General features: G+C 44.8%; 18 protein-coding genes. 6 read left to right on the top strand and 12 right to left on the bottom strand.

All coding sequences use genetic code 11. The features are described from left to right. The first annotated feature begins 28 nt into the window (after window positions 1-28). Window positions 29-745 carry a response regulator transcription factor gene (locus tag KOE27_RS24615; RefSeq protein ID WP_215241362.1) on the top strand — a complete coding sequence of 239 codons (717 nt, stop codon included), beginning with the start codon at window positions 29-31 and terminating at the stop codon, window positions 743-745. Here KOE27_RS24615 and KOE27_RS24610 read toward each other — a convergent pair whose 3' ends face one another. After that, window positions 746-3,214 carry an AsmA-like C-terminal region-containing protein gene (locus KOE27_RS24610; protein ID WP_215241361.1) on the bottom strand — a complete coding sequence of 823 codons (2,469 nt, stop codon included), beginning with the start codon at window positions 3,212-3,214 and terminating at the stop codon, window positions 746-748. Window positions 3,215-3,594: 380 nt separating this feature from the next. Between KOE27_RS24610 and lysS the strand changes: the two genes are divergently transcribed. After that, window positions 3,595-5,310: a lysine--tRNA ligase gene (gene lysS / locus KOE27_RS24605; protein ID WP_215241360.1), complete on the top strand. Its 1,716-nt coding sequence runs from the start codon at window positions 3,595-3,597 to the stop codon at window positions 5,308-5,310. A 77-nt stretch (window positions 5,311-5,387) separates the two neighbouring features. Here the strand turns inward: lysS and KOE27_RS24600 are convergent, their stop codons facing one another. Continuing rightward, window positions 5,388-5,582: a cold-shock protein gene (locus KOE27_RS24600; protein WP_215241359.1), complete on the bottom strand. Its 195-nt coding sequence runs from the start codon at window positions 5,580-5,582 to the stop codon at window positions 5,388-5,390. A 349-nt stretch (window positions 5,583-5,931) separates the two neighbouring features. Between KOE27_RS24600 and KOE27_RS24595 the strand changes: the two genes are divergently transcribed. Then, window positions 5,932-6,153 carry a PspC domain-containing protein gene (locus KOE27_RS24595; protein ID WP_215241358.1) on the top strand — a complete coding sequence of 74 codons (222 nt, stop codon included), beginning with the start codon at window positions 5,932-5,934 and terminating at the stop codon, window positions 6,151-6,153. Here the strand turns inward: KOE27_RS24595 and KOE27_RS24590 are convergent. The 4 genes from KOE27_RS24590 to KOE27_RS24575 form a co-directional block, all read right to left on the bottom strand. Further along, window positions 6,134-7,162, bottom strand: a complete 1,029-nt coding sequence (locus KOE27_RS24590) for a glycosyltransferase family 2 protein (protein WP_215241357.1) — start codon at window positions 7,160-7,162, stop codon at window positions 6,134-6,136. The two genes, KOE27_RS24595 and KOE27_RS24590, sit on opposite strands and share 20 nt — an antisense overlap. A 10-nt stretch (window positions 7,163-7,172) precedes the next feature. Further along, a complete protein-coding gene (locus KOE27_RS24585; RefSeq protein WP_215241356.1) occupies window positions 7,173-7,520 on the bottom strand; it encodes a YbaB/EbfC family nucleoid-associated protein in 348 nt (115 codons plus the stop codon). A gap of 37 nt (window positions 7,521-7,557) precedes the next feature. Continuing rightward, a complete protein-coding gene (locus tag KOE27_RS24580) occupies window positions 7,558-9,444 on the bottom strand; it encodes a T9SS type B sorting domain-containing protein (protein ID WP_215241355.1) in 1,887 nt (628 codons plus the stop codon). A 124-nt stretch (window positions 9,445-9,568) separates the two neighbouring features. After that, entirely contained in the window at window positions 9,569-11,515 is a 1,947-nt protein-coding gene (locus KOE27_RS24575) for a T9SS type B sorting domain-containing protein (RefSeq protein WP_229252927.1), read from the bottom strand. 180 nt (window positions 11,516-11,695) lie between these two features. Here KOE27_RS24575 and KOE27_RS24570 point away from each other — a divergent pair, with 180 nt between their 5' ends. From KOE27_RS24570 to KOE27_RS24560, 3 genes are all read left to right on the top strand, one after another. Continuing rightward, window positions 11,696-12,946, top strand: coding sequence for a bifunctional 3,4-dihydroxy-2-butanone-4-phosphate synthase/GTP cyclohydrolase II (locus KOE27_RS24570; protein ID WP_215241354.1), 1,251 nt, complete (start codon window positions 11,696-11,698; stop codon window positions 12,944-12,946). Continuing rightward, entirely contained in the window at window positions 12,943-13,371 is a 429-nt protein-coding gene (locus tag KOE27_RS24565; RefSeq protein ID WP_215241353.1) for a GNAT family N-acetyltransferase, read from the top strand. Before KOE27_RS24570 ends, KOE27_RS24565 begins: the two co-directional genes overlap by 4 nt. A 69-nt stretch (window positions 13,372-13,440) precedes the next feature. After that, entirely contained in the window at window positions 13,441-14,424 is a 984-nt protein-coding gene (locus KOE27_RS24560; RefSeq protein WP_215241352.1) for a bifunctional heptose 7-phosphate kinase/heptose 1-phosphate adenyltransferase, read from the top strand. Window positions 14,425-14,428: 4 nt separating this feature from the next. Here the strand turns inward: KOE27_RS24560 and KOE27_RS24555 are convergent, their stop codons facing one another. From KOE27_RS24555 to lpdA, 6 genes are all read right to left on the bottom strand, one after another. Then, on the bottom strand, window positions 14,429-15,412 hold the full coding sequence (locus tag KOE27_RS24555; RefSeq protein WP_215241351.1) for a hypothetical protein: 984 nt from the start codon (window positions 15,410-15,412) through the stop codon (window positions 14,429-14,431). A gap of 203 nt (window positions 15,413-15,615) precedes the next feature. After that, the gene (locus tag KOE27_RS24550; RefSeq protein WP_215241350.1) at window positions 15,616-16,974 is read right to left on the bottom strand and encodes an ATP-binding protein; all 1,359 of its coding nucleotides are present in this window, start codon (window positions 16,972-16,974) and stop codon (window positions 15,616-15,618) included. 33 nt (window positions 16,975-17,007) lie between these two features. Then, on the bottom strand, window positions 17,008-18,153 hold the full coding sequence (locus KOE27_RS24545) for a GNAT family N-acetyltransferase (RefSeq protein ID WP_215241349.1): 1,146 nt from the start codon (window positions 18,151-18,153) through the stop codon (window positions 17,008-17,010). 215 nt (window positions 18,154-18,368) lie between these two features. Further along, window positions 18,369-19,505: a GNAT family N-acetyltransferase gene (locus KOE27_RS24540; RefSeq protein ID WP_215241348.1), complete on the bottom strand. Its 1,137-nt coding sequence runs from the start codon at window positions 19,503-19,505 to the stop codon at window positions 18,369-18,371. 109 nt (window positions 19,506-19,614) lie between these two features. Beyond that, window positions 19,615-21,402 carry a response regulator gene (locus tag KOE27_RS24535; RefSeq protein ID WP_215241347.1) on the bottom strand — a complete coding sequence of 596 codons (1,788 nt, stop codon included), beginning with the start codon at window positions 21,400-21,402 and terminating at the stop codon, window positions 19,615-19,617. Between the two features lie 137 nt (window positions 21,403-21,539). After that, window positions 21,540-22,937: a dihydrolipoyl dehydrogenase gene (lpdA, locus tag KOE27_RS24530; protein ID WP_215241346.1), complete on the bottom strand. Its 1,398-nt coding sequence runs from the start codon at window positions 22,935-22,937 to the stop codon at window positions 21,540-21,542. Between the last annotated feature and the right edge of the window lie 139 nt (window positions 22,938-23,076).

Below are 23,076 nucleotides of genomic sequence, written 5' to 3'. Positions count from 1 at the left end.
TTTCGAACCGATTTTAACGAAAGGACAAATGAGCACCGCAAAAGCAAGTAACTCAGTGCCTAAGGTATTGGTTGTTGATGATGATTCAGATATAGTGGAACTTCTTGAGTACAATCTCATCAAAGAAGGGTATTCAGTGGTGACCGCATCCAACGGAAAAAAAGCAATAGAGATTACCAAAACATTTATTCCGGACCTTATCCTGCTCGACATCATGATGCCCCAGATGGACGGCATTGAAACGGGCAGAATTCTTCGCCAGAATCCGGATATAAAAAATACATATATCCTGTTCCTCACCGCCCGGTCCGAAGAGTATTCGGAAGTAGCGGCATTCGAAGTTGGTGCAGACGACTATATCACAAAACCTATAAAGCCCCGCGCCTTGATGAGCCGCATCAATGCTCTGTTCCGCAGAGAAGCGCAAAAAGCAGAATCCGGCGATCAGATCGACATCCTGGATCTGGCGATTAACCGTAAAAATTACACCGTTACTCAAAACGGCGAGAAGTCGGTGGTGCTTCCGAAAAAGGAGTTCGAATTACTTTTCTTTCTGGCTCAAACGCCCAACAAGGTATTCAGCCGGGATGAGCTTCTGCAGAAAATTTGGGGTGCAGACATTTACGTGCTCGAAAGAACCGTTGACGTACACATCCGGAAATTAAGGGAAAAGCTGGGCGAAACCTATATCAAAACGCTCAAAGGAGTGGGTTATATGTTTGCCAACGAGGTCCAGAACTCCTGATCAACGCTGTTCCTTGTCTTTGGGCTTGTCTTTCTTTTTCCTGAAGGCAAGCTTAAAATTAACCTCTCCCCCTTCGTCAATAGCTCTGAGGTATATATTCGACCCCTCCTTTGTCTTAGGATCGTTGGGGTTGAGAACATAGGTCGAGTCCCGCTTCTTGAGGTTACTGAGCGGTATCTGAATATTGATGTTGGTTTTTCTTCCAAAGCTGTAAACCCCGTCAATATACAAGGTCATGACGTTGGATTCTATCTCCAGCGGCCTGATCTCTATCTCCTCTCCGCTTAGTTTAAAATCAGTGACAATAGGCGCAAGTTGGACCCTTTCAAAATTTCTATTCTTAAAAATCAGCTTTTTCATCTTAAGAAAAGGCTCAAAATTAAGTATATAAGCATTCCTGAGGTCCATGTGTACTTCTCCCTGCATACTCGAAGGCACCAGCCGGACATTGTTATTGAGCCTTGACTGAAAATTAAATGAGGTATTCAGCAGCCCACGGATGTTTGCATCAGTAATGCTCTTTTGCCCGAAATCGTTAAAAGAAGAGAAAACAGAATTCACATTCGCATTTCTGATGTTACCTCTTAACGCAACGTGGGGCAAAGGATTTTTTCCGGAGTTGTCAAGTTCTCCGGATACTTCAAAATGCCCTTTGCCAAAAGCATTCATGGAAAAACTTTTAATGCGGACTGAATTGTCAATAATTTCAAAATCACCCATTACGTTACTGGCTTTGAAACTTTTGTATTTCAAATTCCCGGATCGCAGCCGGGCCGCTATCGACATATTATCGATCACGTCATCCAGCAGGGACGTAAGCTTCAGCTTTTTCTTTCTTGCCTGCTTTGGAGCACCCCTGTTGGCCAGCAAAGGTTCAAGCCAGTTGAGCTGCCAGCTCGGAATGTTGATATCTACCAAAGCACGCAAAGGCTTTGGCGAACCAAACAGGTAGGGGATCAGATCCATTACCTTCCCTTTTACATAAAGCATATTCTGTCCGTCATGAAAAGAGAGGTCTGGAAAAACCATTGCCTTTTCATTGAACATAAATTCGCCCGTAATTTTTTTCAGATGAACCTTTCTTGGCAAATAGTCCATGGCCACATCCTTGATGGAAGCTTTCCCCCAAAGTTGTCCGTCAAACTTATCCTTACCCGGATTATAGAATTTTTTAAGATTTCCGTCAAAATGGAATTCTATATCGGCGCTTCCCTGATTGAAACGATACCTCTTGGGATCCAGTAAACCATCCAGACTAATCGAATCAGCTTTGATATAGCCATCCAGGACGGCTCTTGGATCTCTGAAATTGTTAACTGTAAGTTTGAAATTAAAAGGCAGTGACTCAAAAAAGCCCCTGACACTAGGTGCGGTTAACCGGGTATTAAAAACATTCGGGATTTGTGTGGTATCGGCCTGGTTGGTATAATGCCCATCGGCTACCATTTTTTTTAAATTACCGACTGGGAGGTCATAATTGAAGGTATCAGTCTTAAAATGCACATCGAGCCTGGGCTGCATAGGTCCAAACTTGCCTACCAGCTTCACTTCCGTATCCACCCTGGTTTTGATCCCGATGGAGTCGATCTGCGCGCTGACAATTTTCGGAAGCAGCGGCAAAGCATTGGCTACCTGGATTTTCCTGGCATCAAAAAACATACTGAACTTTTTGACCGAATCTGCCAGGTCAAAGTTCCCCTTTATTCCGATCACATCATGTGTGGCATTCTGAAGGGTTGAAGGTAAAATCCTCAGCTCTTTCAAGTCCTGATCATACGCGATCACCAGGCTGAGATCCGTTTCCTGATTAACAAGAAACCCACCCCTAGCAGGCTTGAATATCAACCCTTTAAAGAAAACATTACCCCGAAAATTACCATTTATCTGAGAGCCTTCCTGGACCAGTTCATTGGTAACATCTCTTAAAATGGCGCCGTATTCTTTGGCCGTGGTAGAGTCAGAATAAGTAACTTCATAATTGATAAAACGAAGTTTCTTCAATTTGGCTATAAGATCCTCGTCGATCCCCTTTTCACTTTTATTATCCCTTTTCTTTTTATTGTTGCTGAATATTGAAAGGTTGGAATACCCGTCCTTTCTCACAAAAATCCTCAGCCCGCCATCCTTGAGAACCAAATTCTCCACCTTGAAATTTCCGGAAAAAATGCCGTTCAGATTCAGCGCCACATGAATAGTACCAGCTTGCAGAAAGGGTGTTTTATGACTGTTGTATAAGGTATCGGTCAGTGTGACATCCGAAAGAGTAAAATTAAGGCCGAATCCTCCGATAAATGGCCTGAATTTAAACCTGCCAACGGCTAGATTTCCGTTGAGATTCTCATTCACAGTAGCCTGAATTTTCCTGAAAATTTTCTCCTGGTTCCGCGATACCCACACTTCTATCCCTCCCAGCAGGACACCAACAATCAACGCTGCAATTCCGAAAGCTTTTAAAAGTTTGGGAAACATTCTAAACAAAATAAAAAGAAAGGTTTAAACCTGGCTCAATACACCGATAACGATATAGGTAAAAAACCATTCCAGAAGGTCTTGCACCCGGGATATTGATCCCGTAAGATCGCAAAAAAGTAACTGTTTTTTGTTTAGTGTTCTGGAAAAAAGAAATAGCGTCAGGTTCCTGGCGTTTTCCGGGCCGTTATTCTGTATATGTTATGATTTCTGCACTTCGGTATTCACGTCAAAAAATGCTACTTTTGCACACTATTTTAGAACATAAGGAAATGGGGTTAAAAAATTTAACAAACGGGATTTCGGGCCGGAGCTGGTGATCAGCCTCACAACCTGCTCTGAAGTCCAAAACACCGCCCATTTCAGAAATATCGGATCAAATGTTATTAAGCGAACAGGAAATATTACGTCGCCAGAAACGCGATGAGCTGGTAAAATTAGGAATTGAGCCGTATCCGGCAGAAGAATTCATTATCAATGCTTATGCTGACGACATTCTTAAAAATTACGAAAACAGCAAAATAGATTACAAGAACGTTACAATGGCAGGGAGGCTCATGGGCTTCCGGATCATGGGGAGTGCTGCCTTTGCTGAGTTGCAGGATAGTACCGGACGCATTCAGCTGTATTTTCGCAGAGATGATCTTTGTCCCGGTGAAGACAAAACGTTGTATAATACGGTTTTCAAAAAGCTCCTGGACATAGGTGATATCATTGGTATCCAAGGTTTTGTATTTACTACGCAAACAGGAGAGATCTCTGTCCATGTACAGCAATTCACCCTGCTAAATAAATCCTTACGCCCGCTTCCGGTGGTAAAACGGGATGAAGCAGGGAACATTTATGATGGGTTTACAGACCCCGAACTGCGTTACAGACAGCGCTATGTGGACCTGATCGTGAATCCCGAGGTACGTGATATTTTTGTCAAACGTGCCCGGATCATCAGCACCATGCGATCCTATTTTGACTCAAACGGCTGGCTAGAAGTGGAAACGCCTGTTCTGCAGAGCATCCATGGTGGAGCTGCTGCCAGGCCTTTCACTACGCATCATAATGCACTGGACCTTGGCCTATATCTGCGCATTGCAACAGAACTTCACCTCAAACGGCTCATTGTAGGAGGCTTTGACGGAGTATATGAGTTCGGCAAGTTATTCCGTAACGAGGGTATGGACCGCACGCATAATCCGGAATTCACAACCGTAGAGCTTTATGTTGCTTATAAAGACTATCTGTGGATGATGGAAATGACGGAGCAGGTACTTGAAAAAGTGGCGCTGGCCGTTAACGGTACCACCAAAACGCTGTTCGGGACGCAGGAACTCGATTTTGCCGGCCCCTACCCGCGCCTGAGTATTACCGATGCCATTCTTCAGTATACAGGACTGAACGTTGACGAGCTTGATGAAGTAGCAATCCGTGAGCAGTGCCGTGCCTGGGGCATGGAAGTAAACGAAAGTATGGGTAAAGGCAAGCTTATTGATGAGATTTTTGGTGAAAAAGTGGAATCCAATATTATTCAGCCCACTTTCATTATCGACCATCCGGTAGAAATGTCTCCGCTGACGAAAAAACACCGTACCAAAAAAGGCATGGTGGAACGCTTTGAACTATTTGTTAATGGCAAAGAAATAGCGAATGCCTATTCTGAGCTGAACGACCCAGCGGAACAAAGGGAAAGGTTTGAAGATCAGCTAAAATTAAAAGAACGGGGAGACGACGAGGCTATGGAAATGGACGACGATTTCTTGCGCTCACTGGAATATGGCATGCCACCTACCTCCGGAATAGGTATCGGGATTGACCGGCTCACCATGCTGCTGACGAACAACGTCAGTATTCAGGAAGTGATTTTCTTTCCGCAAATGCGGCCGGAGAAAAAAGTGGAGGTTGCCAAAGAGGCTGATTATGTTTCGGCCGGAGTCCCCGCGGTGTGGGTACCTGCTCTCCAGAAAATGAACCTGCACACGATTGAGCAACTGAAAAGCGCCAGTCCCAATAAAATATTTAACGACCTGGGAGGAATGCGGAAAAAATTGAAAATCGAAGTAAAAATGCCGACTCTCGACGAAGTAACAGCTTGGGTATCTTAATAAAAAGGCCGGAAATCACGAAAACCGGAAGTAACAACCTCCGGTTTTCGTGATACCTTACTGCAAAAAAAATAGATCTATATCTTTTTTACCTGTACGGCATTCAGTCCTTTTTTACCTTCAACGACTTCGAACTCAACGTGGTCGTTTTCACGGATAGTAAGTCCTCCCAATCCTGTCACATGAACAAAAATGTCCCTGTTTGTGTCGTCTTCAACGATAAAGCCGTATCCCTTGGCTTCATTGAAAAATTTTACAGTACCTGTTGGCATAATAGTGAAATAAAAAATGAAATAAGGTGAAAATACTTAAGAATCTGCTGCGTTTCATTGATAAGCTTTCTACTCTTTTGCCAAATAATTGAGGGAGGCTCAAGCTATTAACAGAAGATTTTTTGGCATTTATCGTCAGGACATCCTGATAATAATGAATCGTTTACAAATTCTTAAATCACAAAGAAACAAAAATTGTTTGGAAAACAATTTATTTGCCCGAATAATTTGAATATTTACGAGTAAACGGTATTTTGCCATTTCATGGCCGCATAATCAATAATTGTCCATTTAATTGGAAAACATCACGAAATTCCCTAATTATGAGGCAATTATTAGGAAAAATGGTATGAACAGGCTACGCTATTTTGTAGAGGATCAAATTTTTGGCGTTTGCGCCAATCTGGGAGAGAAACTGAAGTTTCCTGCAAGCAGTATCAGGCTATACTTCATATATGCCACATTTATGACGTTTGGTTCTCCTATTATCCTATATCTTATACTGGCATTCTGGATGCAGCTGCGCCAGCACTGGCGCAGGCACCACAGCCCTACGATTTGGGAGCTTTAGGCGTCTCAATTCCTGTCAGTTGGCTGAATTTATGCTTGCCTAAAATAAAATATTCCCACACAACACTCCTGTAATACAGAGGAGCCCGATAGGTCGTACGCTTGTGACTTTTTACTAAGAAAGGAATCATGCGGTAAAAAGCAAAATGGGCACGGACAATGGCGAGGACGTCAGGCCAGGCTCCGGCAGCCATGAAACGTACGCTTGAAATGCCATCCAGAATCAGCCTGAAAAAAATAGTTTTCCACCTTCTGCCCAAGGGTAAATTTTTGAAAAGCATGATCAGGTTGTTCCTGTAATTGAGGAAGGTTTTCTTCGGGTTGGATTTATGCAATGTACCGCCGCCCACATGATAAACGGTAGACATGCCACAATAGGTAACCCGATGCCCGGCATTAAGCAGGCGCCAGCAGAGGTCTATCTCTTCCATGTGAGCGAAGAAACTCTCGTCAAACCCTCCTGCTTCGTGGAAAGCCTCTGCCCTTACAAAAAGGCAGGCGCCTGTGGCCCAAAAAACGTCCTGGACGTCATCATATTGCCCGGTATCTTCCTCCCGGGTATCAAAGATCCTGCCGCGGCAAAACGGATAACCCAGGTAATCCATATACCCACCGGCGGCACCGGCATATTCAAAATGAGTGGGCAGATCATAGGCACGGATTTTGGGCTGACAGGCAGCAATATGCCTGTCAGCATCCATGAACGAGATAACCGGCTCTATCCAGTTATCCGTGACCTCAATATCCGAATTTAACAAAATGTAATAGCGAGCCGAAATATGCTTCAATGCATAATTGTAACCTCCTGCATATCCCTTGTTTTCCTGGATCCGCAGTGTGTGCACCGATGGATAAAAATCTTTCAGCCATTGCAATGACTCATCTGTTGACGCATTATCCGCTATCCAGATTTCGTAACCTGCTGAATGTTCTATAATGTTGGGAAGAAATTTTTCAAGATAATGCCTGCCATTATAATTCAGGATTACTATTGCGGTGGCTGAGGTCATCAATTACTGTTTATTTCATTAATCCGCTCAGATCTAATCCCGGAATGTTCGGCAGCAAACCGTTGGTAGCTTTTTGCAGATGTTCTTTTATTTTAGGTTCAATGGTTTCCAAAGCCTTGTTAACAGCAGCTACAATAAGATCCTGCAGCATTTCCTTATCGTCAGGATTGATTAAATCCTGATCTATTTCCAGACCGATCAGACTCTTTTGTCCGTTGACAGTTGCTTTTACCATCCCTCCACCCGACTCCGCCGTTTCAACAAGACCTGAAAGCTGATCCTGCGCTTCTTTCATACGAGCCTGCAGGTCCTTCATCTTACCCATCAGGCCCATCATGTCTGCCATATTTCCAAACATAATTACTATTCTTCCTTTTAATATAATAAATCGTTATCTATCTCAGAAGCATAAAAGTACCGCTTTTTTCGATAGTTTGGTTAATGTCATCCACAAGAACCAGTTTATAGATATAAGAACCCTCCGGTGCATTTGCCCCGTTCACTTTGCCATCCCATCCAGTGCCGATGTCATCTGAATGAAATACTACAGTTCCCCATCTGTTCAGTACCGATAAGCTGAACGACCGAACCTGAGTAACTTTTGCCTCCAGTACATCGTTATATCCGTCTCCGTCGGGACTAAAGGCACTGGGAATGAATACATCCGGATTTCTTTTATAACTCAGAATATTTGAAAAACTCTGAAACTTACCGTCCGTAGCATTGGCCATGATCTGAAATGTGTATTCAGGGTCGCTCTGTGAGGTAAATCCTGGTGTATAATGTGCAGCCATTTCCAAATTAATGAGTTCCTCTCCCCTCACCGACCCTCTTTGCAAAACCTGATAACCTTTCACTCCATTTAGAAAAGGTGACTCATTATTCCAGCGAAAAGTGGATAATTCATTGGTCAACAAAATGGTACAAACCGGACTGGTGGCCGGGAGCTTCTGCCCACATGAATTCTGGTATATAAAACGATAGCAATAAGCTGTTGCGCTGGTACTTACATCCAGGTCTTCATATTCATTTTGGGCAAACAGAGTAGTCAGCTTTTTAAAGTCGCTCCCGGCTTCCGACTTTTCCAGGGTAAGCTCATAGTTGTTTTGCCCGCCCGGTATAACTGCTTTTATCAGTATGCTTTTCTCTCCCTGCGTGGTAACATAGGCTTCTTCAATGGGCCTGGCCTGTGTTGTTTTGGTTTTAACCGTCACAAATGCAGAAGTCGAGGTAGCTCCCTTAAGCCGGGTTACCACATAGTATTCATAGCTGTCCCCGCACTGCACGGCCTTGTCAACATAATTATTTTCATTGATATCCGTAAACGTTCCCAGCAGAAATCCGTCACGGTAAAGCTGGTATTCCTCAAAATCACCTGCCTCTGGATATCTATTCCATTCCAGTAAATTTTCTTCATTCTCGCTGCTTCCGGTAATTCGCATACTTGTTACAGATGGGCTATCCAGCATTTCACCGCAAAGATCCTGGGAAGAAAGTTTCAGTTGATAAACCGCAGCCGTATTCAGGTTATCAATCCTGTAAAACTGAGAACCTCCGCCTGAACGGGACCCTGCAGTTTCAAAGCTGCCATTACCCGAACGATACTGAATTTTGGTCTGTACAGAATTAATCCCGGAATAATTTACTTCCAGTGTTCCTTTACCCTTCATTACCAATGACTTAAGCAGAATACTATTGAGCTGCGTTTGCTGAAACGAAACGGGTATGGATAAAACTGAACCACCTGCGCAGGCCTTGTTGCCAGTATATATCCCCCTTATCTTAACCGTCGGGCTTACGGAGGTAGGGGTATAGATATGCTCCAGGCGCAGATTATCTCCCCTTTTCCAGGTCATGGTCTCCCCGTCGCCCCAGTTAATATCCAGCTGGTCATAGGCGTTCAGTATGACATCATTTGTGAGTGAAATTTTTATTTTACCACCTCCACAGGAGGTAAACTGGGTATTGACGTTCCGGCTTTCGTAAACAGTAACCTTCTGGCAGGCATAAAATTGTCCACTGGCCGTTACAGCTTTCTGAAGCACCGTGTATACTCCTGCACCATAGTAGGTATAATTTTTAAGCCTGTCTGTAAATGAAAGGTTTTGCGTGGAACTCCCATCATAGTTGATCAGATAACCAACATCGATTTCATTGGGCACGTCATTGGTAATGGTGATGGTTACGGGGGCGCATCCCTCGCTAACATCCAGGTGAAAAGAGCCGCCAGGATTTGAACAAAGCCCCTGGGCTGCCAGCTTACCGGATAGGGTCAAAAGCACCCATACCCGTTTTAAAGGTAGAATTATTTTTATCATAAGTGTGTGTGATCCCTGCCCGTCACCGCAGCGGCAATCAGACAGGTGGTTTATCAAATTTCCAGTCAGAAAATATTCCTGACTGAAGTTATCTTACCAATAAAAAACTGCCGTTCTTAACAGTCGTATATCCTGTGGCATCGGTAACCTGGGCTTTATAGATATAGTAACCCCCATTGGCCGGTTTACCGTTGACTTTCCCATCCCAGCTGTCTGCCGTAGAGGTAGACTGGAATACAACGCTTCCCCATCTATCAAAAATAGACATCCTGTAAGATTCGGCAAAATATACTTTCACCTCAAAACGGTCATTATGTGTATCTCCGTTAGGGGTGAAAATGTCTGGTATCTGTAAAATAATATCTCTCCTGAAACTCACTACATTAGAATAACTCACCATATTCGCACTATTTCCTGTGGCCTTCACCTGATAAGAAAAAGAACCTGCAGCCTGGTCGTTGAGGTTTATTTCGTGCCTGGTCTGGTTTTGTTTGGGTATCTCATCCTGTACATTCCCATTTCGATCCCTGAGCACTACCTCGTATGCATTCACGCCACCGGTAAAAGGGCTGTCCGCATTCCAGGAGAGGTCAACGGTGTTACTTTTAAGTAAAATGGTACAAACGGGGTCACTCATGGGGGAGCTTAGTTTGCAGGCGTTCTGATAGCTGAACCTGTAACAGTACGACTGTTCAGAAGTGCTCACCTGGCTGTCGGTGTATTTCAGATTCTGATTGCTGGGAGGAGATATCTGCGCGAAATTCCTGCTGCCAAGGTCCGCTCTTTCGACAATCAAATTATAACTGCTGGTGAGCCCTGTTCCCGAAAGCTCCACCTGCATGTCTATCACATTATCATTTGTTACGGACACTACGGCGCGCTCAATTTTCTCCGGGCTCGAACTATTAGGCTCTATTTCCACAAAGGTGGAGTAGGAGCGCACATCGTTTTCGATGATCGCTACCACTTCATATTTATAGGTATTGCCACATTGAACACTTTTATCCAGATAGGACAGTTCTTTTCCTGTAAAAATCACCACCCCGTTTCTCTTAAGCTGGTATTCAACCAGGTTTTCGGTATGAGGCCTGCTCTTCCATTCTACCGAAATGATCTCGTCCAGCGCAACACTTCCCCGCGCCACCGAGATACTGCTGACGATCGGGCTGTTCATCATGTTATTGCAGATATCCGTAGAAACAAGCATGAAACGATACACCTGCCTGGGATCGAGGTTTCCGACAATAAGGGACTGCGGGCCTCCGGAAGTGCCGCTCTGGCCCGTGTCCTCAAAAAAGCCTCCGCCCTTGTCAACCTGAACTTCAGTTTTCACCCCATCCATTCCCTCATAAATTATCCTGGCCCTTCCGTCCGCCAGCATTTCAACACTTTTGATCTTGATTTTATCCAGCGAAGGAATGACGGAAGGACCGGAAACCACCGTTGTACTTGTTTTTCCTTCACAACGCCCATCGGTATATACTCCCTTTACCAGAATGGACGGTGCTGGGCCAGCCACAGGATATATGTGATCAAAATAAAGCTTGTCTCCCTTTCTCCAGGTATTGATAGGTGCACCTCCGCCCCATTCAATTTCGATACGGTCATAGGCCTGGGCAATTTTATCATCCACAATCGTGAGCCGCACCTTTCCGTTTCCACAGGTAAGCAGCTGCACATTGGGTGGCCTGGACTCAAACACCGTTACGTCGTTACAATATTTAAATCCCGTACCGTTGGAACTGCCTACCTGTAAAATAGTGTAAGTACCGGGTTCAATGTAGGTATGAGAAGTTTCATCCGTGGTATTTCTTGCATCGGGCGGATCTGTCTGAGAGCGGGGAAAGTCGTAAACGTACCTGACATTCTGGGCACCGCTCACTTCATTATTCACGCTCACGGTAAGGTCCGTACAGCCGCGGGCAGGTGTTACACTAAACCCTCCTGCAGTGCCGCAATAACCTTGTCCATTTGTTTCAAATGAAATAAATACCCAGACCCACATCCAAAAAAAAGCCAGTAATTTTAGCTTCATAGTTGAGTTACAATTACTTATTTTAATACCCGCCCATTCCAACGGCCATCATTGAAACGGTTCGGGCTTCTCCTTTGTTGATTCAATAGAAGCCCAAAAGTAAAACTTTTAAATATTAAGGCTTTACCTTTGCACTTTTAACGAGCATAACTGTGAAACTATTTTTCACCCATCCCATTAATGGACAATATTAATAATAGTTCAATAAAATTAGATTCCATTGAAGAAGCTATTGCTGCTGTCAAAAAAGGAGAAATAATTATTGTAGTAGATGATGAGGACCGCGAAAATGAAGGTGATTTCATTTGTGCCGCAGAACTGGTTACCCCAGAAATCATCAATTTCATGGCGCGGGAAGGGCGCGGACTGATATGTGTGCCGCTGACGGAAGAACGATGTACCGAGCTGGAACTGGAAATGATGGTTGGCAATAACACGGCTCTGCACGAAACTGCGTTCACGGTATCTGTGGATTTACTTGGAAATGGCTGTACAACAGGCATTTCGGCCAGCGACCGGTCCAAGACCATTCAGGCTTTGGTTAACCCGGATACCAAACCCAGCGACTTGGGCCGTCCGGGGCACATTTTTCCCTTAAAGGCAAAAAAGGGAGGTGTACTGAGGCGCACAGGACATACCGAAGCAGCCATTGATTTCCCCCGTTTGGCCGGTTTATCCCCTGCCGGCGTATTGGTTGAAATTCTGAATGAAGATGGCTCAATGGCACGCCTGCCCCAGCTACGCCAGATAGCCGACAAGCTTAACCTGAAACTGGTCAGTATCAAGGATCTTATTGAATACAGGCTTAGAGAAGAATCTCTGATCAAAAGGGAAATTGGTGTGGACATGCCTACCAACTGGGGCCATTTTGACCTCATCTGCTATCGTCAGATCAATACGGGAGATCTCCATCTGGCGCTGGTGAAAGGTACCTGGGAAAAAGATGAACCGGTTTTGGTGCGAGTACACTCTTCCTGTGTTACCGGAGATATCTTCGGGTCGTGCCGCTGCGACTGCGGCCCGCAGCTTCATGCCGCAATGGACATGGTGGATAAGGCAGGCAAAGGGGTTATCGTATACATGAACCAGGAAGGCCGGGGAATTGGGCTTTTAAACAAACTCAGGGCCTATAAGCTCCAGGAAATGGGGCGGGATACCGTTGAAGCAAATCTGGAACTGGGTTTTACGGTTGACGAGCGTGATTACGGTGTGGGCGCCCAAATCCTGCGCGATCTGGATGTTTCCAAAATCAAACTCATTACAAACAATCCCAAAAAGCGGGCGGGGCTGATCGGATATGGTCTTGAGATCGTGGATTCTGTAGGGATAGAGATCCCCGCTAATCCTCATAATCAGAACTATCTGCTGACTAAACGAGATAAAATGGGTCATAATTTGTCCAACTTAACCATACCACCCACTAAAGGATGAGTCCCGTTCACAAGGCTGAATCTGAAGCCGATATCCTCAAATGCCGGAAGGCTGTGCAGGAATTACGCCCTTCCATTACGGATGACAGATACATGGAGATGGTCAGGAAAACACTAGCCGACAACCGCCAGATCATTTTTATTGAAGAAGACGAAACTGCGGCTTCCATCGCTGTTTTTGAAACGGGCTACAACCTTTTCAGAGGAAAGTACATCTATATTGATGACCTATCGACATTACCTGAATACCGCGGCAAAGGATATGCCGGCGTTTTGCTGGACTGGATTTTGAATTTTGCCAAAGAAGAAGGATACGATCAGGTACATCTGGACTCTGGCGTTTCGGAAGCAAGGACGAACGCCCATCGGCTCTACCTCAACAAGCGTTTCCAGGTAGCAAGTCTGCATTTTTCTGTTAGTATCTAAGGTAATTTAAAACACCGCCCGGTCAAGGACATCTTCCGGACGATATAAAGTATATAATTGGGACGATCCATGGATATCCATCAGATATTTGAAGCATTTAATCATTTAAAAGTTCTTGTTGTTGGCGACGTAATGCTTGACTCCTACGTATGGGGAAAAGTTGAAAGAATATCTCCGGAAGCGCCTGTGCCGGTGGTGCATGTGAGCCACCGGGAATACAGGCTGGGGGGCGCCGGGAATGTTCTCCTGAACGTTCAGGCACTTGGTGCTGAGGCGATAGTCTGTACTGTGATTGGTACTGACGGCCCGGGGGATCTCCTGGAAAACAGCCTCAAGGAAAAAGGTCTCAACTGTGACGGGCTTATCCGGAGTAACGACAGGGTAACCACTATTAAAGAACGGATCATCGCAGGTTCTCAGCAGGTGGTACGTATTGACACCGAAACCGAGGTATCGATCTCCACTGAAGAGCAGCAGCTCCTGATTGAAACTGCAAAAAAACTGATCCCTTCCTGTGACGTCGTCATTTTTGAAGATTATGATAAGGGCGTTTTAACCCCCGGAACGATAACCGCCATTACGGAACTGGCAAACCTTCACAACGTACCCACGGTGGTTGATCCCAAAAAGAGAAATTTCCTTTCCTACCAGCATACCACGCTGTTCAAACCCAATCTTAAAGAATTACGTGAGGGCCTGAAAATAGATTTCGACGTAGACGATCCGGCACAGCTGCAAGCAGTAGTGGAACAGCTGAAATCCAGACTGAATGCAAAAGGGGCTTTAATCACCCTGTCGGAGCGGGGTGTTTATATTGATTACCATAATGAATGCCATAAGCTGCCTGCCCATATCCGACAGATTGCAGACGTTTCCGGTGCCGGGGATACTGTCATCAGTATTGCGGCCTGCTGTGTTGCCCTGGATTTACCTCCCGAGGCCATCGCAGGTATCTCTAACCTGGGCGGCGGCCTCGTTTGTGAAATGGTGGGGGTTGTTCCTATCAATAAAGATTTACTGAAAGCAGAAGCCAGCAAATTAGGCCTTGCATAATCCCCTACCAGTTAATGCCAGAATCACCTCCTAAACCCATTTTCCGCGTAAATCGGGAAGAAAATTTTGAGCGGCTGGTAATGTATCTGACGCTGGCGCCGATGTAGGGCGTAGTAGCAGGGTGGTAAGTAGCGAGGTTCTCCCGTGCGCTGTTAAATGTTTTGATCTGCCGGAATGTGGTTACTCCGGCTTCCAGCGAAACATTCAGCACAGTAAACAAATGTGCATTAGCCGACATTCCGATTTTAATCTGCCGGAAATTTTCTCTCCTCAGCATTTTCTCCTCAGGAGTCTGCACCTGAAAGCCTCCGCTGTAACCATTCAGGCCTGTCAGCATATCCACATTGAACCACTTGGTTGCCTTGTAATTAACATTCGCCATAAAGGGCAGCAAAGCCGAAGCCCGCCAGTGTTTTCCCAGCCCCTTGTTGAGACCAAAAACAGGTACAAATTTTATTTTTTGATTATAGGCCAGTACTGACCCGTACATGATCTGCGTTCTTAGCCCCAGAATATGCATACGGGCCGCCCCGCCCCAGAAGAAAGGCTGTGGCGTAAAAAGTGTCTCATTGGTTTCCGTCAATCCCAATCCTCCACCATACACCCACAGTTTGTCTTTGATACTAGCCTGAAGGCGTATTACACCCAACGACAACGTTTTGTATCCGTTTTCTGGTGAATCCATCCCCCCGACTGTCGGCTGTATCTGTGTGTACTGAGCCAGCATAACCGTGTGGATAGCCCTCAGATCCAGTTTTTTTCGCAGGCTGTACCCTAGCTGCACTTCACTTTGCACAGGTATGATCCCAAAGAACCCCGAACGCGTCAGTCCATAATCACCTGCTGCGCCCATCCCCGCAGGAACATTATAATCTGCTTTAAGTGTGACATTTGGATAAAAAAGGCGGCTTAATGCAAAATGCTGTGCCTGTACAAAATATCCTGCCAGGATCAAAACGGCAGTGAAGATACAACGCTGGAAAATCATAGGTAAGGTTGGGGGTGGTAATTTTTGCGAGATAACGCGAAAACGAAAGGTCTATTGTATTGAAATGCGGGGCCGGATATTTTCAATTCCCTTCCCCGTATTTATCCCTGCTATTTGAAACCATTTCAGAATGGTCCTATCGCGCCATTAAAATATAACCGATCGGGTATTAACACAAAAATATCCTGGGTTTAATATTATCCTCAGATGGAGACTTCCGGTACTACCATCCACTCCTCTCTGCTCCGCTGTTTGCCCGGATTAGCTGCAAAATCCGGTATTACCGGATAGCTGAACATTAATTTCCTGTTCCGGTAGGCGGCCAGCTTATCTATTGTCCAGTAATACACCATTGACACAAGCCATTTTATCGAGATGGTTTGTCCGGGGCATTCTTGCAAAAGGGAGCAGAAAAGTTTCGGGTCGTCCCACGGAATACGCGATGTATTGGCATCAAAATTGTCCGGGTTTTCTCTGTAAGCATCCGGAAAAAGCGCGAAGTTCCTGATCCCATCATGGGGTACCTGATCCAATGTCCTGGTTTCAAACAGCATCCGACCTAGGTCCAGCCCAATTTCCCGGCCATACACCACTGTATGCGTGGGTCGCGCATTGCACTCCAGCAGAAAAATCTCTCCTTTCTTATCCTTTATTAAATCAATACATGCAAATCCGGTAAATCCCAGATGGCAAGCCAGCTTCCGGGCAATCTCCTCGCTTTCAGGCACATGATCTACGATCCGGATATTGCGGCTTGGGTCCTTGCTGCGCTCTCCTTTATTTTGGTTTTCGTAAGTAAACCCGGCAAGATATTCTCCTTTCCAGGTCACAAAGGTGTGAGAAATCACTTTTCCTTCAATGTATTTCTGAAGAAGGATTAATTCTTCCTGCGGCTGCATCAAATGCCTGATATCCCATCCCCGCGCCTTGTGCACTTCCCATTTAAGCCAATCCATTAATTTGTGAATACCTGTGCCGAAGAATCCGGTGGCATGCGCTCTAAGTTCCTGCATGTTGTGGCAGATATGAACCCCTGTTCCACCACATGACAAAGTTTTCTTGAAGACCAGCGGGAACCCTAAGCGGGCAGCTGTATGCACCACTTCGGAAGTATTCAAACACAGGTATTGTTCCGGAGTATTCAATACGATGCTTTCACACATTTTCCCAAAAGCAGCCTTATCCGTACACGCGCGGTAATATTCAGGAAAACCAAGGGAGTGTTTTAGAAGGCTCAAGAGCTCCTTAAATTCTCCCGAAGGCAGCTGAAACATCAGGTTCTGTAGGAATGCAAGCGCAGCATCGTCACCCGGAATAAGCAGCACAGGCTTTGCTTCTTTAACGGATTTAAGAAACACTTTTCTGAACAACCAGTAAAACGTATGTTCAGGTAGCGGGTATACCTCTTTTAAAAACTTGGTTTGTGACAAATGTCCGTTTCGCGGACAGACAGCACAAACACTAAACCCGGCTTCCGAAAGGACTTTGGGAAGATGAGAAATTCCAGTGTAATTCTGAAAGGAAACAATCAGAATTACGGGAGCATTTGTTTTAACAATCATTCAGATACGGGGTACATTCAAATCATTCACTTGCTATTCCGGATAATCCATCATTTCATATTCCGGGACTTTATTTATATAGGACAGACTGATGCGGTCATACCAGCCTCTTAACTGAACCGGCAGATGTCTGTGGGAAGCACTATCCCAATCATTCCCTTTCTCATTCCTTAAAAGATACCAGGCTTCTACGTCTTTAAGGAACGTCTCCTGCAAATCACACGCTTCCGGAAGTTTGCTGCTTAAAACGATAAAGCAATTATCTTCTCCGTAGGCTACTATGGAATTGCGTTTGAGGAAATCATGACAGTGAGCATTCGCAGGATTTAACAACAAATCCCGATAGCCATGGCTGCTAGGTTCTTTGCACAAAGTTGCTGCCCAACGGGTTTTGAAATGCATTACACCGTTTTCAAGATATGGAGGGGTACCCCCTAAATTCACATTTGTACATTTAAGATCATGCGCTCTGAGGATTGTATACCAGTATATGGCTGTTACTACTCCCGCTTTACGCAATTCTGCATCTCCATTGTACCAACCGAAAGATTGAAAATGATAGGAATCTCCAATTTGCTGGTTGATCCCAGCTGCAACACAAACGCCGTTCAGATGGACTTTAACAAGTTCCGCCCTCGGCTTAGCAAACCTTTCCCTGATCACATCAGGCGGCAGAATACAAGCTTCGTCACCATGGCTTTTCAGCATTGTAGGTTTGTAATACTGCTTATAAAAGCAGCCAGCCCAGGATGGATCCGCCAAGGTTTCATAGGTAAATCCTTTCTTTTCAAGCTGTTTGATATTATACCTGGTCGTACTCGATATGCTCATCAGATAGGCAGGCAAATCCGCGGGAAGCCGGATGATCAGAGAAACAAAATTCGGAACATGCAACACCTTGTCCAGCAACTTCGCAGGAGCAGCAATTTCCGAAATAACAACGAGCCCATACTTCCGGCTGAGTTTTTCTGCCGTTTCAATATCTCCTCCATACCATACCTGACGCACCCGGGGTTGATCCCGCTGGCTCAGATAAGTCCGGCAGTAAGGGTTTCTTCCGCTCGCATTTCCAAGGACAACAAAATTTCCCTTTCCCTCCGAATCTGAAATAACCGAGTAATTAAATCTGAACCGGACGCGCGCCCAAAGGGTTTTACAGCTGTTGTAAAATTTTCTCAAGACAATAGAAAAGAGGGTTTGTAATATTTAAATCAAAAATAGGACAGGAGATTTTAGCAAACAAATACCCCTTCATTTCTCAATTTTTTTTCGCTCCAATATCAAAACTTTTTAGATACTTTCAGTGACATAAAGTCGTCGCCTGGATAACATTTACTCGGTTTACGGAGACAACCTCAATATAGTTGTAGTTTTAGAGTGAAAGAAAATCAAGCCTACTCCCCCCTTCCTCCAGAAGAAGCTGTATGCCTGTGCGGCATCGGAACATATTCGTACCAGCCCCTCAGTGGAAGGGGTAAATGCCGATGAGAAAATTCATCCCAGCGATTATCCTCCTCTTTCCTCAGCAGGTACCAGGCTTCTATTCCCTTCATAAACTCGCAGCGCAAATGGAAATCTTCGGGAAGTTTACTGCTTAAGATGATAAAGCAATTATTCACTCCGTAAGCAATAATGGAATTGTTTTTCAAAAAATCATAACAGTGCTTCAGCGCAGGATTCAATAATAAATCCCGATAACCGTATACCGTATGTTCTTTACAAATACCTGTGTTCCACGGCATTTTAAAACTTGTTACTCCGTTTTCAAGATAAGGAGGCGTACCTCCGAAGCTGACCATGGTACAGCCCAGTTCGTACGCCCTGCGTACGGAATACCATAGTACCGCTGTCACTACTCCCTTTTTACGTAATTCCGCAGTTCCGTTTCGCCAGCCCAGATTCATCATATGATAACAATCCCCCCGTCGCTGACGCAGCCCCGCGGCTACGCATTCTCCTCCCAGATAAACCTGAACAAATTCTGATCCCACCTCTTTAAGCTTGTCCAGGATTGTTGACCGGGAAGATATATAAGCTTCATCTCCGTGGCTCATGACCATCGTAGGCAGGAGGTACTGTTCATAAAAAGAAGGAACCCATGACGGGTCTGTTGATATCTGAAATGAAAAACCACGCTGCTCTAATTGCCTGATATTCTGTTTTGTAGTTGATGATACCCGCCGCAGATAGTCGGACAGTCCCCTGGAGAGATCAATAGTTAAGGCAACAAAATTGGGAACATGCAGCACCTTATCCAGCAGATTGTCAGGGGCAGCAATTTCTGAAATAACGACAAGACCATACTTTTTCCCCAGCTTTTCAGCAATGCCAAGCCCCCCGATATACCACACAGGACGAACATTGGGCCGATCTCTCTGATTTAAATAAGTGCGACAGTAAGGATTCCTTCCGCTGGAATTGCCGATCAGGACAAAACTTTCTTTGCTGCCAGCATCCGAAATAATCGAATAAGTATATCTGAACCTGGCAATGTTCCACAGGGCTTTAATAAAATTGTAAAGTTTTGTCAACTGATTAATACGGAGGGAAGTTTACAAATATCTCAGAGTGGAAAAGTAAAAAAGGAGTTATTTATATCCAAATCGGTCAGCATTAAATTTGACAAAATAGACAAGACTTCTACTTCGCTGGCGTGCTGCTCATCCTCTCAAAACTGCTTTGCATGATATCGTAAAGTTCCTCGGGAAGAAAAGGCTTCACCAGGTATCCGGAGAAGCCGCCGGATAGTGCCATTTCCTTCTCTTCTTCAAATGCCGACGCCGAAAGGGCAATTACCGGTATATGCTTATCTATTTCTCGTATCCGCAATGTAGCTTCGAAACCATCCATTACCGGCATTCGCAGATCCATCAGAATCACCTCGTATGTTGCGGACTGAAACTTTTCCAGTGCCTCCTGCCCGTCCTTTGCCGTATCAAATGCAATATTCCGGCGCTTGAGCAAAGTTCCGGCAATCAACAGATTCGTCTGGTTATCATCCACGATCAGTACTTTTTTCCCGACCATTGATATACTTGTGGTTTCATTCATGACAATACTGCGCATTATTTCCTCTTTTAAAAACGGGAACTCTATTTCAAAACTGAAAATTGATCCTTTACCAAGTTCACTGATCAGATGAATCTCACTTCCGTGCAGGTGAAGCAATTCTTTGGTAATGGCAAGTCCAAGGCCTGTACCCCCTGCGGTAATCTTGTTATTCTGGGAATGAGCCTGGCGGAACAACTCGAAAACTTTCTCCTGCTCGTCAGGCGATATACCTACCCCTGAGTCGCTTACTTCAAAATAAACCCGGACCGTTTCAGCGTTTTTACTTTCGGCTCTTACCATTAACCGCACAAAACCCACATCCGTAAACTTGATCGCATTATGGATCAGATTGGTAATGATCTGGCTCAGCCTTATTTCGTCACCCAAAAGAGTGGCAGGTATATTGTCGGCAACGTCAAAGATCAGGCTGATCTGTTTCTCGGTTATTCTGGGAATAAAGGTTTTTTTGAGGTTCCCAAGCAACAGCCGCAGATCAAAAGCTGACCGATCAAGCTCAACGTGCTTGGAACTTATTTTACTAAAATCCAATACATTGTTAACCACAGCCATGAGATGATCTGCTGAAAATTTCAGCGTCCGAAAAAGCTCTTTCTGTTCCTGATCAACGGCCTGGTCATGTTGCAGAAGATGTACAATCCCGACAATTCCGTTCAGTGGGGTACGGATTTCATGGCTCATCGTAGCCAGGAAACCAGACTTTGCTTCTGTTGCCTGCTGAATAAGCACGTTTTGGTTTTCAAGCGCCTCATTTTGCAGGCGCAAACTGCTTTTGTATATAAACTCTTTATAATCAGCATTATATCGATGCCTGGCTATGAATGGAAATAATAAATAACCCAGAAAAAAGAACAGTCCTCCCTCTTTGTAATAAAGTGAAAGCGCTTCCGGAGAAAGGCTGTACAACGCCACGGGAAAGAGAATCAGCACCACCGCAGAACTGATCACTGCGTATCTCACAGGCCATTTTGTAACCAGTACCAGGAAGATAAGGGCAAATGTCATGTTCACATTTGCTCTTTCGTAAGATAAATGCGGGACTGTTGCCAGTATATAAGCATGAAAAAAAAGGATAGCCAGCTGGGAATAAAAAGAAACCTCCCGTCCGTTGATTTTATGCCTCCAATGCCAGATTTGCAATATCAAAAGCGAAAAACTTGCCAGCAGCGAAATACTAAAGATCCAGAGAAAATAAGGGTTATTGTTTAAATAATAGAGGCTTGTAGCAGCAGGATACCCCAAAATAAAAGCCAGACAAAACACCCGGTGCCCCCAAAGTGATCGTGCCTCAATTTCTTTCTCCCAGAGCGCATCTATATTATCCGAAGTGATTAGCGCGTCCACAATGTTATCCCGCATAATTATTGAATAACAAATATACAACTAATGAACGAATACTACATTTAACTCGAATTAATAAGACATTATAATTGACATCACTTTTAAATGAAAAAGGGCTCCCAGCGGGAGCCCTTTTTAGCCGAACCTGATGAAGGTTACAAATCTATCGCCTCGCCATAAGCGGCTTCCACAGCCCCTTTCAAGGCTTCCGACATGGTTGGGTGAGGATGAACCGAACGAAGGATTTCATGAGAGGTTGTTTCCAGCTTACGGGCCACTACTACTTCCGCAATCATTTCGGTTACATTCATTCCGATCATATGAGCGCCGAGGAATTCTCCGTATTTCGCGTCAAAAATAACCTTTACAAAGCCTTCCTTCGCTCCGGCGGCAGATGCCTTGCCCGAAGCCATGTATGGAAATTTGCCTACTTTAATGTCATAACCTGCTTCACGTGCTTTTTTCTCAGTAAAACCAACAGAAGCAATTTCAGGCTGGCAATAAGTACAGCCAGGTATGTTCCCGTAATCAAGCGCTTCGGTTTTATGCCCTGCTATCCTTTCTGCACAGATAATTCCTTCGGCTGTAGCAACGTGCGCCAGGGCCGGGCCGGGCGTACAGTCACCAATTGCATAGAACCCCGGCACGTTGGTTTCATACCACTCATTAACAGAAATTTTACCTTTATCGGTTTTGATACCTGTTTCTTCCAGACCGATATTTTCGATATTGGAAACAATACCTGCGGCAGAAAGCACTACGTCCACCTCGAAAGACTTTTCTCCATCCGGTGTTTTAACGGATACTTTGCAGCCTGCTCCGCTGGTATCAACTTTTTCAACCGACGAGTTTACATACGTGTCGATACCCAGCTTTTTATATTGTTTTGCTATTTCTTTCGAAATATCCTCATCTTCTACCGGAACCAGGTTTGGAAGGAATTCAACAACGGTCACCTTGGTGCCCATTGCTGCGTAAACATACGCGAACTCCATCCCGATAGCTCCCGATCCAACCACCAGCAGAGACTTTGGCTGTTTCTCCAGGCTCATTGCCTTGCGGTATTCAATTACTTTCTGCCCGTCGATCTTAATATTGGGCAGTTCTCTTGCTCTTGCACCTGTTGCAATTACAACTCCTTTATTTGCAGTATAATCAACTTTTTTACCATCCTTGTCGGTAACTTCAACGGTTTTGACACCTTTTACTTTACCGGTTCCCATGATGACATCAATTTTATTTTTCTTCATCAGGAAAGCAACTCCTTTACTCATGCCATCAGCCACACCACGGCTACGTTTGATCACCGCCCCGAAATCAGCGGAATATTCGCTCACGTTGATACCATAGTCTTTGGCATGTTTGATGTATTCAAAAACCTGCGCACTTTTTAGAAGGGCTTTTGTAGGAATACAGCCCCAGTTAAGGCAGATACCTCCCAAAAGTTCTTTTTCTATAATTGCAACTTTAAGACCTAATTGAGAGGCACGGATTGCTGCGGGATAACCACCGGGACCGCTTCCAACAACGATCACGTCATATGTTTGAGCCATTTTCTGGTATTTTTATTTGAAAGAAATGGGTTGACAAAAAATTTGTACAAAGTTAAGACGATTTGCCAGAATGCCTACACCGACAAAGCAACGTATTTATATGAACCTGAAGGGAATCACGAATTGTTGATACCTTTGT

This window comes from Dyadobacter sp. CECT 9275 (assembly GCF_907164905.1).
Taxonomy (GTDB): Bacteria; Bacteroidota; Bacteroidia; order Cytophagales; family Spirosomataceae; genus Dyadobacter; species Dyadobacter helix.
The sequence above is the reverse complement of the archived record's forward strand: the minus strand, read 5'-3'. Positions and strand labels throughout refer to the sequence as shown.

Coding starts and splice junctions, on each gene's coding strand:
- KOE27_RS24615 (WP_215241362.1), top strand. CDS start 29: ATGAGCACCGCAAAAGCAAGTAACTCAGTGCCTAAGGTATTGGTTGTT.
- KOE27_RS24610 (WP_215241361.1), bottom strand. CDS start 3,214: ATGTTTCCCAAACTTTTAAAAGCTTTCGGAATTGCAGCGTTGATTGTT.
- lysS (WP_215241360.1), top strand. CDS start 3,595: ATGTTATTAAGCGAACAGGAAATATTACGTCGCCAGAAACGCGATGAG.
- KOE27_RS24600 (WP_215241359.1), bottom strand. CDS start 5,582: ATGCCAACAGGTACTGTAAAATTTTTCAATGAAGCCAAGGGATACGGC.
- KOE27_RS24595 (WP_215241358.1), top strand. CDS start 5,932: ATGAACAGGCTACGCTATTTTGTAGAGGATCAAATTTTTGGCGTTTGC.
- KOE27_RS24590 (WP_215241357.1), bottom strand. CDS start 7,162: ATGACCTCAGCCACCGCAATAGTAATCCTGAATTATAATGGCAGGCAT.
- KOE27_RS24585 (WP_215241356.1), bottom strand. CDS start 7,520: ATGTTTGGAAATATGGCAGACATGATGGGCCTGATGGGTAAGATGAAG.
- KOE27_RS24575 (WP_229252927.1), bottom strand. CDS start 11,515: ATGAAGCTAAAATTACTGGCTTTTTTTTGGATGTGGGTCTGGGTATTT.
- KOE27_RS24570 (WP_215241354.1), top strand. CDS start 11,696: ATGGACAATATTAATAATAGTTCAATAAAATTAGATTCCATTGAAGAA.
- KOE27_RS24565 (WP_215241353.1), top strand. CDS start 12,943: ATGAGTCCCGTTCACAAGGCTGAATCTGAAGCCGATATCCTCAAATGC.
- KOE27_RS24560 (WP_215241352.1), top strand. CDS start 13,441: ATGGATATCCATCAGATATTTGAAGCATTTAATCATTTAAAAGTTCTT.
- KOE27_RS24555 (WP_215241351.1), bottom strand. CDS start 15,412: ATGATTTTCCAGCGTTGTATCTTCACTGCCGTTTTGATCCTGGCAGGA.
- KOE27_RS24550 (WP_215241350.1), bottom strand. CDS start 16,974: ATGATTGTTAAAACAAATGCTCCCGTAATTCTGATTGTTTCCTTTCAG.
- KOE27_RS24535 (WP_215241347.1), bottom strand. CDS start 21,402: ATGCGGGATAACATTGTGGACGCGCTAATCACTTCGGATAATATAGAT.
- lpdA (WP_215241346.1), bottom strand. CDS start 22,937: ATGGCTCAAACATATGACGTGATCGTTGTTGGAAGCGGTCCCGGTGGT.